Consider the following 12,566-nt stretch of genomic DNA (forward strand, 5'->3'; position numbering starts at 1 on the left):
AAATATTTCTTCTGGAAGATATGACTTCTATCCAGGGTAAAGCGCAGACACCATCCTGAGTGTCAAAAATCACAATAATACCGCAGCACAGATTTTTTTACGATACCTTCGCTATTCCTGCTCTCGACTGACCTTAGCACCCAATGCGGCCAGTTTTGTTTCAATCTTCTCGTAGCCGCGATCAAGGTGGTAAATCCGCGAAACCTCCGTGGTGTTATCAGCAGCGAGACCGGCCAGAATCAACGAAGCACTGGCACGGAGATCGGTTGCCATCACCGGAGCACCCGTGATCTGATCAACCCCTCGGATAATCGCACTGTGCCCTTCAATCTGAATATCAGCACCCATCCGTTGCAGCTCGCAGACGTGCATAAAACGGTTTTCAAAGACCGTCTCCGAAATCCTGCTTGAGCCTGCAGCCTTGATCATCAAGGCCATGAACTGAGCTTGCATATCGGTTGGAAATCCTGGAAAGACGCTGGTACGGATATCAACAGAGGTCAGTTTTTGCGGGCCGATGACTCTTAAGCCATCGGCTTCTGGAATGATTTGCACCCCAGCTTCAATCAACTTGCTGATCAAGGCCTCTTGATCCGCTCGCACCGCACCATGCACCAGGACATTCCCTGCCGTGATCGCCGCAGCGATCATAAACGTCCCCGCCTCAATCCGATCAGGAATCACCTGACAGTTGAGCGGTTGCAGTTGACTCACTCCCTGAACTCGGATAATGGCCGTTCCGGCCCCTTCGATTTTTGCGCCCATACTCTTCAGAGCATCGGCTAACTGAACAATTTCTGGCTCACGCGCCGCATTTTCAAGGACAGTTTCACCTTCGGCCAGAGCGGCTGCCATCAACAGATTCTCGGTTCCACCCACCGTCGGCATATCGAATGATATTTTTGCCCCACGCAGCTTATCTGCGCGTGCTTCGACATAACCGTGATCCAGCTCTATCTTGGCTCCAAGGGCTTCAAGCCCTTTGAGATGCAGATTGATCGGTCGCGCACCAATCGCACAACCTCCGGGAAGACTGACGCGAGCCTGCCCGAAGCGGGCCAACAAAGGACCAAGAACCAGCACCGAAGCGCGCATGGTTTTGACCAGATCATAGGGGGCTTCAATACTCTGCACCAACTTGGTATTAACCCGGCAGCAATGATTCTCCATGGAGACTTCAGCTCCAAGTTCACGCAGTAATTTACTTGCCGTATTGATATCCCGCAGATTGGGAACATTGCCGATTTCACTGTTACCATCGGCCAATAGGGTCGCAAACAGCAAGGGGAGAGCTGAGTTTTTAGCGCCACTCACCTGAACTTCACCATTCAGAGGATGACCGCCTTTGATCACTATTTTTTCCAAAAATATCCTGCTTTCTTAGTATAAACAACCACCAACAACACGTGGTTGACCGGAATAGTCTTTTCGGACAAAGACATCTTTAAACCCCGCAGCTAAAAACAGGCTTTTGACTGCTTCTGCTTGCTGGTAACCAATCTCAACCAACAACCAACCATGGGCGTTTAATCGGGTCTGCGCCTGAGTCACAAGTTGCTGATAACACTCCAAACCGTCATTATCTGCCAATAAAGCCAACTGCGGTTCGAAACAACGCACTTCTGGCATCAGCTCATCCCACTCCTGCCTGGAAATATAAGGGGGATTGGAGACAATTAAATCATATTGTCGCTGTGGCAACTCGGCAAGATCTCCTTGCAGCAGTTCGATTCTCTTCTCGAGTTGATGTCTTGCAACATTTTTCTGCGCGACTGCCAACGCCGGTGAAGAGATATCCAAACCGGTCATCTGCCAAGTGGGTCGTTCGCTTGCCAGACTGATAACGATGGCTCCACTGCCAGTTCCAACATCTAACAATTGCCCCTCTGGGCCAGTGTGATTCAAGGCTTCTTCTACGAGGATTTCGGTATCGGCCCGCGGGATCAAAACCGCTGGGGTGACGACAAATTCAAGAGACCAGAACTCAGTCGTTCCAAGCAGATATTGCAGTGGTTCGCGCTGACCGCGTCGCTTGACAAGTGGTCGAATTTTATCCAGTTCAGCAGCAAGCAAAGGGCGATCATAGTTCAGATAGAGGCCGACCCGGTCAAGTTGCAGTGTATGCGCTAGCAACAACTCAGCGTCCAGACGCGGACTGTCGATCCCTTTTTCGGTAAAGTAGGTGGTGACCCAACGTAACAGCCGGAGCAAAGTCCAGAGATCATTGTTCTCCTGCTCTACCGGCACTGTCAAAGAATTTTGCGTCATAACGGTTGGTGCCAACAAACAGGAATACAGACACCAACAACGCGATCCGCAGTCGACAAAGTATGAGAGACAGCCCAGCAGGGTAAAGTTGACAGATCAGCAGATGGCACGATGACTAGCTCCCTTGTTGGCTCATCTGTGATGCTTGTTGGTCCGTAATCAAAGCATCAAGGATTTCATCGACATCCCCCTGCATGATGGCGTCAAGTTTATAGAGAGTCAATCCAATCCGGTGGTCGGTACAGCGCCCTTGGGGATAATTATAGGTGCGGATGCGCTCACTGCGATCACCACTCCCGACTTGAGTTTTCCGATCAGCGGCCATTTCAGCTTGCTGTTCCGCTTGCATCTGATCAAAAATCCGTGATTTGAGGACTTTCATAGCTTGCGCTTTATTCTTATGTTGTGATTTTCCATCCTGACAGGAGACGACAACGCCCGTCGGGATATGGGTCAGACGCACGGCCGATTCGGTTTTGTTGACATGCTGACCACCGGCACCGGAAGAACGGTAGAGATCAATCCGCAGATCGGCAGGATTAATCTGGATATCGACATCCTCAACTTCAGGAAGCACCGCCACAGTACAGGCAGAAGTATGGATGCGCCCTTGTGTTTCGGTATCAGGAACCCGCTGCACACGATGCGTGCCACTCTCAAACTTCAGTCGCGAATAAACCCGTTCGCCACTGATCAAGGCAACCACCTCTTTGAAACCACCCCCATCAGTTTCCGAAGTATTCATCATCTCAACCTTCCAACGGTTGCGATCAGCATAACGGGTATACATACGGAACAGATCAGCCGCAAACAGGGCAGCTTCGTCACCACCAGTCCCTGCACGAATTTCCAGAATAATATTTTTTTCGTCGTTCGGATCTTTAGGGATGAGCAACAGCCGTAATTGTTCTTCCAATTCAGCCTGCTGCCGCTCCAATTCAGGAAGTTCTGCCTTGGCAAGTTCTTTCATTTCGGGGTCATTGTCCTGCAACAACTCCCGGTTTCCTTCTATATCATTGCAAACGTGCCGATACTGGCCATAAACACTGACCACTTCGGTGAGATCAGCGTGTTCTTTTGCCAACTCGCGGTAGCGCTTCTGATCCGAAATGATAGCAGGGTCCGAGAGGAGCCCTTCAACTTCACGGAAACGATCAACAACATCTTCCAAATTTGCAAACATAGGGATCTTTCATATCGTAAGCAAAAAAAAAGCGGCCCCATCGGGCCGCTTTTTTAAATTCTACCCGATTATTTCTGGGCGTACTTTTTGCGGAAGCGCTCAATCCGACCAGCGGTATCAATCAGCTTCTGCTTGCCCGTATAAAACGGATGGCATGCAGAACAAATTTCAGTATGGATCTCTTTGTTAAGCGTTGATCTGGTTTCAAAAGTGTTCCCGCAGTCACAGCGAACGGAACAGACATTATAGTCAGGATGGATGCCGTCTTTCATCTTCTTTGTCTCCTTAGCGGCCTGGCTTTTGTACAGACCTTATGTATTTTTATTTCAAACAAACCATTTAAATATCACTTTTGTCTATCTGGAGCAAGAGAAATTATCCAACCAGCTTGCCCCGCAGATGTTACAACGACAAAGAGACAGACAAAACTAACATTGACGAAAACGAGGCCACCGTTAGAAGGGGCAAACTTCGCATCCCATTATTGATTCATCGAATCCAAAAATTCTTGATTTGTCTTAGTTTCAGACATCTTCTCCAGTAAAAATTCCATACTATCGACGGTATTCATCGATGAGAGAACCCGGCGCAGTAACCAGATGCGCTGCAACTGAGCGGCGGTGAGCAGCAAATCTTCTTTCCGGGTGCCAGAACGATTAATATCCATGGCAGGATATGTTCGCTTATCCGCCAAACGTCGATCAAGATGAAGTTCCATGTTCCCTGTCCCTTTGAATTCCTCAAAGATAACCTCATCCATCTTGCTACCCGTGTCGATCAACGCCGTAGCAATAATAGTCAAACTCCCCCCCTCTTCAATATTCCGAGCCGCACCAAAGAAGCGCTTAGGCTTATGTAAAGCATGAGCATCGACACCACCTGAGAGGATCTTGCCACTGGAAGGGACAATGGTATTGTAGGCACGAGCAAGACGGGTCAGCGAATCAAGGAGAATCACAACATCGCGTTTATGTTCTACCAGCCGCCGAGCTTTTTCAATAACCATTTCAGCGACCTGGACATGACGATTGGCCGGTTCATCGAACGTTGACGAGATAACCTCGCCATTGACGTTACGCAGCATGTCGGTCACTTCTTCAGGACGCTCATCAATCAACAAGACTATCAGGTAAACCTCTGGATGGTTCACAGAGATGGCATTAGCGATATTCTGTAGCAGAACAGTTTTACCTGTCCGTGGTGGCGCGACAATAATCCCACGCTGACCTTTACCGATCGGAGCGGCCAGATCAATCACTCGCGTTGCCTGATTGTCAGGGGTGGTTTCAAGGATCAGTCGTTCGTCAGGAAATAAGGGGGTCAAATTGTCAAAGAAGGTTTTGTCACGCATTTTCGCCGGGTCTTCAAAGTTGACTTCTGCAACCTTGAGTAAGGCAAAATAACGCTCACCTTCTTTTGGCGGTCTGATCTGCCCTGCGACGGTGTCGCCGGTACGCAGAGCAAAACGTCGAATCTGGGAGGGAGAAATATAAATATCATCGGGGCCCGGCAGATAGTTGGCATCCGGGGCGCGCAGAAAACCAAACCCATCGGGCAGTATTTCCAATACACCTTCGCCAAAAATAGCTTTTTTCTGAGCAGCAGTCGCCTTCAGGATTGAATAAATCAGATCCTGTCTGCGCATACCACCAATTTCTTCCAATTTCAGCTCTTTACCCAGGGCAATAAGCTCAGCTATTTTTGTCTTTTTTAAATCTTTCAGGTTCATAAAAGGTTCTCCAGCCCTTTACTAAAGGGCATATGCAGAAAGTTGTTTTGGTCTCTGCAGATAAAAAGAAAGTTGAAACAATTAAAAGTAACAATGATCAAATGACTGCATTCCTACGTGCGAATAAGTATCGTATCAAGCAGAGACCGATTTAATTTGGGGCAGGTATAATATTTTCGTTATCGTAGAACTCTTTTTCCGGTAACAATTTTATTTTATATATAAGAATGGCTTTATCAGAATTTATTTTGTTTTGAGGAATTATATCTTCAAACCTGTCATCAGCAGGAAATAGAGCGGGTAGGCGCTTTAAGTATTTTCGTTAGCTCCGCTTTTACCCGCTTTATCTCCCGATGTCAACCGTGAACGACCGTGAAGCATAAATTATTTTTCACATTCAAACCCGATTATCGCAAAGAATCGAATAAATTCGGGCTGATTCCAGAAGCGATATCTGAAAATAGATTCTGATACATGCGTGGTAACGTCGCCACCCCATTTTTGTCCGGGGTCTCAGCAAGAAATCTTTCGACTCCAGACAGATCAACATTTTTCACTCGCACGAGGTTGGTTTTATTGTAATACGCCTCATCAAAATCTGCATACTGAAGCACCAGCGCCTGAAAACTATCTGGCCCCGCCAGCTCCCATAGGACTTGACCTTGACGATCAACCACTGCTGCGGTTGCCCTGATATCGCTGAACTGAGTGGTTAATGTTTCTAACTTGGTTCGGGAACGTCTTGTTTCTTCAATCTGCTCACCTGAGAAGACGACGACAAGGACAGCATCAAGAACATTTGTTCGGGCTATTTCCGCAACCGTTGTCGCATCAAAAGCATACCCTAGCGGGTGTCCTGATTCGTCATGTGGACTTCCGGCACTCAACAGTGAAAGGGCGGTTAGCTCTGGACTGACCGACAGAGAGCGCACATCAAAGTAACCCTTTTTCTCTTTCAAAGCTTCGACCAGATACTCATGTTTTCCCTCTGCCGAACGGGTCAAAATGGCAAACAGGTTATCTCTTTGTGGATATTTCAAATTACTATTCGTGTCAACCAACAAGGGAAGAACCCCTAAAACCTGGACACGCGACTGGTATTCCTGTTTAGGCACCTGAAACGTGCCACTTCCACATCCCGCAAGAAAAATAATCAACAGACCAGCGTACAACATTCTTTTCATCTTAAACCTCCTGAATCCTTTTCAATTGGAAGGGGGAAACTGTTTCAAAAAGAGGTTAACAGAAGAACTCATCGGATGAAAGCTCAGCTCGCAGAAAATCTTATTTTGCTACTTTTTGCGGGAATGGCAGAGGCTTGAAAATTATCCAGCCCCCACTGAAGAACCTCTCTGGTTGACAGATAAAGTAATGCTTCCGGAGGGGCTTGACCAAGAAACTCCAGCGCCTGACAAAGCATGAATACACCGTTTTCCTCTGAGACCAGCCCCACATCACCATGACGTTTGCTCAACTTTTTACCATTATCAGCAAGCGCCAACGGTAAATGAAAATAGTCAGGGATGGCAGCATGCAAACAACGATACAGATGGATCTGTCGTGGCGTAGATGAGAGCAAATCAGCACCACGGACAACCTGCGTCACCCCGGTATCAATATCATCGACGACGACTGCCAGTTGGTAGGCGAACAAACCATCGGCCCGGTGGAGAATAAAATCACCGACGTCAGTTTCCAGATTTTGCTGTTGTCTCCCATAGACGCCATCGTCAAAATGGATGTTTTCATTGCTCACCCGTAATCGCACTGCCCGGCCAACGCGACCTACGGGGAGCCCCTCCCTACAAGTCCCTGGATAAACAGGGGCCTCTTCCTCTGGATGGGGAGCACTTGCGAGAATTTCCCGCCGCGTACAGCAACAATCAAAAACCTGACCCTGATCACGTAACTGCGCGAGGACTTGTCGATAGCGCTCATAGCGTTGACTCTGATAGAGAATCTTACCGTCCCACTCAAAACCCAGCGATTCTATGAGCCGGATCATCCGCTCAGCAGCCCCAGGAACAACCCGAGGGGGATCGAGATCCTCAATTCGCAGTAACCAGCTCCCGCCGGAACATTTTGCCAGCAAATAACTCCCTAAAGCAGCTAAAAGTGTTCCAAAATGTAAGGGGCCAGTCGGGCTCGGCGCGAAGCGACCGATAACAGGTTTAAACCTTTGATTCAATTGCAATATTTTCTCCATACCAAGGAGATGATGCCGAGAGCTGAAGCAACAGTCAAGCACTCTGCACGCCTGACAAGAATAAAACTGATCATTGACAACAATCCATCTTCGGTGTATTCATCACCTATAGGGTTATCTTTAGGAGGTGAGAAGTGGTCATAACAAGAGCTACCGAATATGCAGTAAGAACAGTCCTTTATCTGGCTCAACAGCCAACAAATGAGATCGTACTGAAGAAAGATATTTGTCGCACTCAGGACGTCACTCCGGCCTTCCTGACGAAGATCTTACAGCCATTGATTAAAGCCGGCATCGTCAGTTCCCAGCGAGGTGTCGGCGGTGGTTTTTTATTGGCTAAAGACCCGAATGAAATTACTATGCTTGATATCCTTCAGGCTGAAGAAGGTCAATTAAAATTAAATCATTGCCTTGTTGATACCGAATTCTGTCATCGTGATGGCTATTGTTCAGCGCATGAAGTCTGGCAGATCACCCAATTAAAAATGGCTGAGATTCTAAATGATCACACAATTGCAGACCTTGTTCGCAGAGAAAAAGAGAAAATAAAAATTTTAAAAGATCGAAACATCTAACCTGTTATTCGCAAAATTCAATCCGATTGAATCAACAGGGGCAGGACAAAGCTGTTGCCTCTGTTGCTATCTATCCTCAACAGACAACTTCGACTCATATGGCAAAAAAAACCTTGAAGTCCAAGAGGGGGTAGGACTTCAAGGAAAAGCAGAAGACCGCCACAGTCTTCTGTAAGATAACCGTTTCTTATTGTCATTTTACTATGAGAAACACCCCTGTCAAAGGGTCTGGAAAATTAATTTTACTTGATCCCTCCCCCTCGTCTCCATGCTGACATTGTGGAATAATTGACAAACCTCATACGGGTAAGATAGAGTCAGTTTTCAAAAGAAAATGAACAACGTCTTTATCCAGAGTGGTGGAGGGAGAAGGCCCTTTGAAGCCACGGCAACCGACATTTCTTGGTAAAAGAGAGGGTTGGTGCCAATTCCTGCCCTGTACACATTACGCGTCGGGGACAGATGGGGACTGTGCCTGAGATACGCTTAATCATTGTATCTGAACGGCCCTTTCCTGATACCGGAAAGGGCCGTTTTTTATTGGCAATTGTTGCAGGGGATGGAACTTGAATAACAGTGTTGGCATTGTAACCACAAAATATGCAGAATTCGATGTCGAACTCCGGCTTGAGAGTGGGCGTCTCCTCGGCCCTCTGACGCTAGCCTATGAAACCTACGGTGAACTCAACGCTGATGCCTCCAATGTCATTTTGGTGACCCACGCCTGGACAGGCAATGCTCACGCAGCAGGGCGTCATTCCGAAGAAGATCGGAAGCCCGGTTGGTGGGATAACATGATCGGTCCAGGAAAAGTTCTCGACACCAATCGTTACTTTATCCTCTCCAGCAATACTATCGGCTCCTGTAAAGGGTCAACAGGCCCGACCAGCATCAATCCCCGGACCCGGAAACCTTATCGGCTGAGTTTCCCCGTTATCATGATCCGGGATATGGTCCGCGCACAAAAGCTGCTCCTTGACCATCTGGGGATCACCTCACTGGCCGCAATCGTTGGTGGCTCCATGGGGGCAATGCAAGCGATTGAGTGGGCCATCCACTACCCGGACATGGTTCGCGCTATTGTCCCTATTGCCGGGACCGGCAAGACGGCACCCATGGCCATTGCTCTGAACGCTCTGGCTCGACAAGCCATTTTTAACGACCCGCTCTGGAAGAAGGGAAACTACCAACCGGAGCATCCCCCGGCTGACGGCTTCTCACTCGCACGGGCAGTCGGCCATATCTCTTTCTTGTCTGATATTTCCATGCAGTTAAAATTCGAGCGACGTTTTTCCGTGCGTGACGGGATGTTTGATTTTTTCGGTAAGTTTGAAGTTGAACGCTACCTGGACTATAACGGTAAGAACTTTGTCGACCAGTTTGATCCGAACTCATTTCTCTATCTGGCAAAAGCCCTTGATCTCTATGATGTTGCCTGGAACTTTGATTCACTGAGTGAAGCGCTGGAACGAGTCCAGTGTCCATCCATCTGGTTTGCATTTAATTCCGACTGGCTTTACCCTGCTCAACAAACAGAAGAGCTGGTTGAAGAGTTACAACGGTTAAACAAGACGGTTGACTACCATCTCATTGATTCCGATTACGGTCACGACTCATTTCTGGTTGAACCAGAAAAATATATCCCCCTATTAAAAGAATTTCTCGATCAGCTAAATTAACCTCCCTACTCGTCCTCCGACTTCTTATCAAACAAATCCAGCTGCTTGAATTTCAACTCTTCCGACTTGAACGGACGGGGTTGAAACCGAGGACAATCAAGCATAACCATGCTATCGGGCTGCTTACATTGTCGGATACAACGGCGACAAAGTTTGTTGATCCCAAAGTGTTTTTTTTCCGTCATAGGCCCTCCCTACGGACAGCTCAAGCTGAGCAGATTTTCTAAACAATTGTTGTCTACAGCTCAGTTAAAATGCTACTTTACATCATTAATCGCAGCGTTCATACCTTCTGGATGATATCAAAATGCAGGCAGATACCCTCAAAATAACCGTTCTCGGTTCGGGAACCAGTACCGGAGTTCCAGTGATTGGCTGCCATTGTGCGGTCTGCACTTCCAATCATCCTTACAATCAGCGGACCCGCTGTAGTGCACTGCTCAGTTATGGAAAATACAACATTCTGATTGATACCTCAACCGATCTGCGACAACAGGCATTACGTGAAAATATCTGTCATATTGAAGCGGTCTTCTATACCCACTGTCACGCTGACCATGTTCATGGAATAGATGATCTGCGCAGCTTCAATCCGCGCTCAAAAATACCTATTCCACTTTACGGATCGGAACAGACGCTGACAACGGTCAGAAACAGCTTCAGCTACATATTCAATCAATCTGAACCCCTTAGTTATATCCCGCACCTGGAGCTCCACCCGATTCATCAGGCGGTTGAACTGTTCGGCCTGAAGATTGTCCCTATCCCGATGCGACATGGGCAGATGGAAACCTTTGGCTATCGTTGTGGCCCGGTTGCTTATCTAACCGATTGCAACGCTATCCCCCAAAATTCTCTTGAAATGTTGCAAGGACTGGAGTTGCTGATTCTCGATGGACTCCGCTTTTCGCCTCACAATACTCATTTCAATATTCCCCAGGCCATCGAAATGGCACAGCAGATCAATGCAAAACAAACCCTGCTGACTCACCTCAGCCATGAAGTGAATCATTGCGTTCATGATCAGGAACTGCCGAGCGGCATCAATCTGGCTCATGATGGTCAACAATGCAGCTTTCATCTTGAGCTTACAAAATGAAACCAAGAACCCTATGAGCACAGAACTCCGTTTACACGGGCAGATCAATAAACAGATTGAATATTTCGCAACCGCTGCCGGGTGCCGAACAGCGCACCACCATTTCTTTCAGGCCGTCGACCAGAATCTCCGTTTTTTCGCCCCTGGTAGCGAAATCATCCTCAGCCCGACAGGGATTCAGCAGACAGGAACAGGGGGAACCTTTTGCGAATACATGTTTGGGGTCGACCAACCGGTCTCGGACCTGAGCAAGGAGGGGATCTTCAACCGCTTGATCCTCCTTGGTGCCGGATATAATCAAACCGGACAGCTGGAGATTAACGAACAGAACCACAGTGAACAGAGTTACAAGGATGTCTTTCTCAAAGGACATGCCATTAATAATTATTTCTTTTTTATCAGCGGACTGAAACAGCCAACACACCGTCAAATTCAGGAAAAAATTCTTCGCTGTCTGGGTAGGATTCTCAAGAGAACCGCCAACCTTAACCGCCGTGATGACTCTAATCTGGCAGAGTTGCTGCTGGCTCAACTGCCGGAAAACTGTACCATCTACCTGGTGCGATTATCGCAGACCAACCACCACCATTTCCAAAAAGAATTTCAGACCCTCTATTATCGCAATCGATCGATCTCCAAAAATACTCATGCTGCGCTCCAAGGGCTTGCCGACAACCTGGGACTTGATCCTTACCAGCAAGAGCGCATCTGCGTTGATGTTATGTATCAGCACCGCGATAACTACCAGATCATTGATGATTACAAGAAGGTCCTGGTGGAATGTTATCAGCAAGGGGATATCAACCGTCAACAGCACGCCCGGTTGACCCGCTTAAAAGCTCTTGCGATGCGCAATGAAATCCCGTCATCTCTCTTGGAAGCGCTTGATAAAAAATTAAAAGCCCAAGTTAAAAGCACCGCCCAGGAACCTGAATACACGGCCATCGCCCGAGATATTCTGCATGACCTGTTGCTACGTCAGGGAATTAGTCACAAAGACACAATCCAGCTATTGTTTGCAAAGCAGCAGGCCCGCCGCAACCATGATCACAGTTTTGAAAAACTCCTGTTGGAAACCGGACAGCTGTTCGACGAACAAATACGGGACGGAGCACAATTATCATTGTTAGAAGACTTTTCCACGATCATCACCCTTTTTGACCGTTACGACAGCACCTCAACAAATATCAGTCAGATTGCCTTCATGGAAAGTTACTGCCCGACAGAAGAACTGCTGCAAAACCTGCTGACCAGTCGACAAGAATTCAACAACCTGGTCCGTGGACTGTTTGACAAACTCTTTTTTGTGGATATCATCCATAATCACTATCTGGGTCGGTTTGGACGTCAGAAACTGGTTTGCCTCAGAAAAGGCCTGGAAGAAGTTGCCGCCGGCATTGTGACAGTTAAAAGGTTAGCCGCCGAATTAAAAGTTATCGATGCCAGAGAAAAACTCTACGGCATCGTCCTCAACCATGCCAAAGACCATATCCGCACCCGTTATTCACGCTACAATACTCATTCTGAACAGGATGAACTTTATGCTGAACTGAATGATGAACTGCTGATACGTGGTATAATCAACAAGCCTCTTGATCCACAACTGTTTCAAACGGTGATCCACGACATCAAGAAAGAGGCGCTCTATTTACGGCAACTGCTCCCTGAGATTATTGCCAACAATAATATTGCCTTACGTCATGACTTTTTCGCTAACAGCGGGTTGGATCACTTTTACATAGAAGAACTGGAACGTGAATACTTTACTCTCAACCAACTTTCTCTGGAGCATTTGCGCAAGCTTCGCGCTGGAGCGATTTAATTTTC

General features: G+C 47.5%; 12 protein-coding genes and 1 riboswitch. Of the genes, 4 read left to right on the forward strand and 8 right to left on the reverse strand.

The window, feature by feature from the left end:
* Window positions 1-111: 111 nt before the first annotated feature.
* The 7 genes from murA to gluQRS all read right to left on the reverse strand — a co-directional run bounded on the left by murA (window position 112) and on the right by gluQRS (window position 7,374).
* Window positions 112-1,365: a UDP-N-acetylglucosamine 1-carboxyvinyltransferase gene (murA, locus tag BLU87_RS04790; protein ID WP_092345241.1), complete on the reverse strand. Its 1,254-nt coding sequence runs from the start codon at window positions 1,363-1,365 to the stop codon at window positions 112-114.
* A gap of 15 nt (window positions 1,366-1,380) precedes the next feature.
* Entirely contained in the window at window positions 1,381-2,268 is an 888-nt protein-coding gene (prmC, locus tag BLU87_RS04795; protein WP_092345243.1) for a peptide chain release factor N(5)-glutamine methyltransferase, read from the reverse strand.
* Between the two features lie 115 nt (window positions 2,269-2,383).
* Window positions 2,384-3,451: a peptide chain release factor 1 gene (gene prfA, locus BLU87_RS04800; RefSeq protein WP_092345245.1), complete on the reverse strand. Its 1,068-nt coding sequence runs from the start codon at window positions 3,449-3,451 to the stop codon at window positions 2,384-2,386.
* A gap of 68 nt (window positions 3,452-3,519) precedes the next feature.
* The gene (rpmE, locus tag BLU87_RS04805) at window positions 3,520-3,723 is read right to left on the reverse strand and encodes a 50S ribosomal protein L31 (RefSeq protein WP_092345247.1); all 204 of its coding nucleotides are present in this window, start codon (window positions 3,721-3,723) and stop codon (window positions 3,520-3,522) included.
* A 209-nt stretch (window positions 3,724-3,932) separates the two neighbouring features.
* Window positions 3,933-5,180 (reverse strand): transcription termination factor Rho, encoded by a 1,248-nt coding sequence (gene rho / locus BLU87_RS04810; RefSeq protein WP_092345249.1) that lies wholly within the window; start codon window positions 5,178-5,180, stop codon window positions 3,933-3,935.
* Window positions 5,181-5,587: 407 nt separating this feature from the next.
* Window positions 5,588-6,364, reverse strand: coding sequence for a hypothetical protein (locus BLU87_RS04815; protein ID WP_092345251.1), 777 nt, complete (start codon window positions 6,362-6,364; stop codon window positions 5,588-5,590).
* An 83-nt stretch (window positions 6,365-6,447) separates the two neighbouring features.
* Entirely contained in the window at window positions 6,448-7,374 is a 927-nt protein-coding gene (gene gluQRS, locus BLU87_RS04820; protein WP_245706372.1) for a tRNA glutamyl-Q(34) synthetase GluQRS, read from the reverse strand.
* 146 nt (window positions 7,375-7,520) lie between these two features.
* Here gluQRS and BLU87_RS04825 point away from each other — a divergent pair, with 146 nt between their 5' ends.
* Both BLU87_RS04825 and metX read left to right on the forward strand, forming a co-directional pair.
* Entirely contained in the window at window positions 7,521-7,961 is a 441-nt protein-coding gene (locus BLU87_RS04825) for an RrF2 family transcriptional regulator (protein ID WP_092345253.1), read from the forward strand.
* 344 nt (window positions 7,962-8,305) lie between these two features.
* Window positions 8,306-8,430, forward strand: a riboswitch (SAM riboswitch).
* A 97-nt stretch (window positions 8,431-8,527) separates the two neighbouring features.
* Window positions 8,528-9,640, forward strand: coding sequence for a homoserine O-acetyltransferase MetX (gene metX / locus BLU87_RS04830; RefSeq protein ID WP_092345255.1), 1,113 nt, complete (start codon window positions 8,528-8,530; stop codon window positions 9,638-9,640).
* A gap of 5 nt (window positions 9,641-9,645) precedes the next feature.
* Here the strand turns inward: metX and BLU87_RS04835 are convergent, their stop codons facing one another.
* Window positions 9,646-9,825, reverse strand: coding sequence for a hypothetical protein (locus BLU87_RS04835; protein WP_092345257.1), 180 nt, complete (start codon window positions 9,823-9,825; stop codon window positions 9,646-9,648).
* Between the two features lie 122 nt (window positions 9,826-9,947).
* On the opposite strand from BLU87_RS04835, the gene BLU87_RS04840 reads away from it, so the two are divergent.
* Together BLU87_RS04840 and BLU87_RS04845 are read left to right on the forward strand one after the other, a co-directional pair.
* Window positions 9,948-10,739 carry a GPMC system MBL fold metallohydrolase gene (locus BLU87_RS04840; RefSeq protein WP_092345259.1) on the forward strand — a complete coding sequence of 264 codons (792 nt, stop codon included), beginning with the start codon at window positions 9,948-9,950 and terminating at the stop codon, window positions 10,737-10,739.
* Window positions 10,740-10,752: 13 nt separating this feature from the next.
* Window positions 10,753-12,561: a TIGR04442 family protein gene (locus tag BLU87_RS04845; RefSeq protein ID WP_175498265.1), complete on the forward strand. Its 1,809-nt coding sequence runs from the start codon at window positions 10,753-10,755 to the stop codon at window positions 12,559-12,561.
* Window positions 12,562-12,566: the final 5 nt, after the last annotated feature.

This window comes from Desulfuromusa kysingii, from assembly GCF_900107645.1.
Lineage (GTDB): Bacteria > Desulfobacterota > Desulfuromonadia > Desulfuromonadales > Geopsychrobacteraceae > Desulfuromusa > Desulfuromusa kysingii.

Coding starts and splice junctions, on each gene's coding strand:
- prmC (WP_092345243.1), bottom strand. CDS start 2,268: ATGACGCAAAATTCTTTGACAGTGCCGGTAGAGCAGGAGAACAATGAT.
- prfA (WP_092345245.1), bottom strand. CDS start 3,451: ATGTTTGCAAATTTGGAAGATGTTGTTGATCGTTTCCGTGAAGTTGAA.
- rpmE (WP_092345247.1), bottom strand. CDS start 3,723: ATGAAAGACGGCATCCATCCTGACTATAATGTCTGTTCCGTTCGCTGT.
- rho (WP_092345249.1), bottom strand. CDS start 5,180: ATGAACCTGAAAGATTTAAAAAAGACAAAAATAGCTGAGCTTATTGCC.
- BLU87_RS04815 (WP_092345251.1), bottom strand. CDS start 6,364: ATGAAAAGAATGTTGTACGCTGGTCTGTTGATTATTTTTCTTGCGGGA.
- BLU87_RS04835 (WP_092345257.1), bottom strand. CDS start 9,825: ATGACGGAAAAAAAACACTTTGGGATCAACAAACTTTGTCGCCGTTGT.
- BLU87_RS04840 (WP_092345259.1), top strand. CDS start 9,948: ATGCAGGCAGATACCCTCAAAATAACCGTTCTCGGTTCGGGAACCAGT.
- BLU87_RS04845 (WP_175498265.1), top strand. CDS start 10,753: ATGAGCACAGAACTCCGTTTACACGGGCAGATCAATAAACAGATTGAA.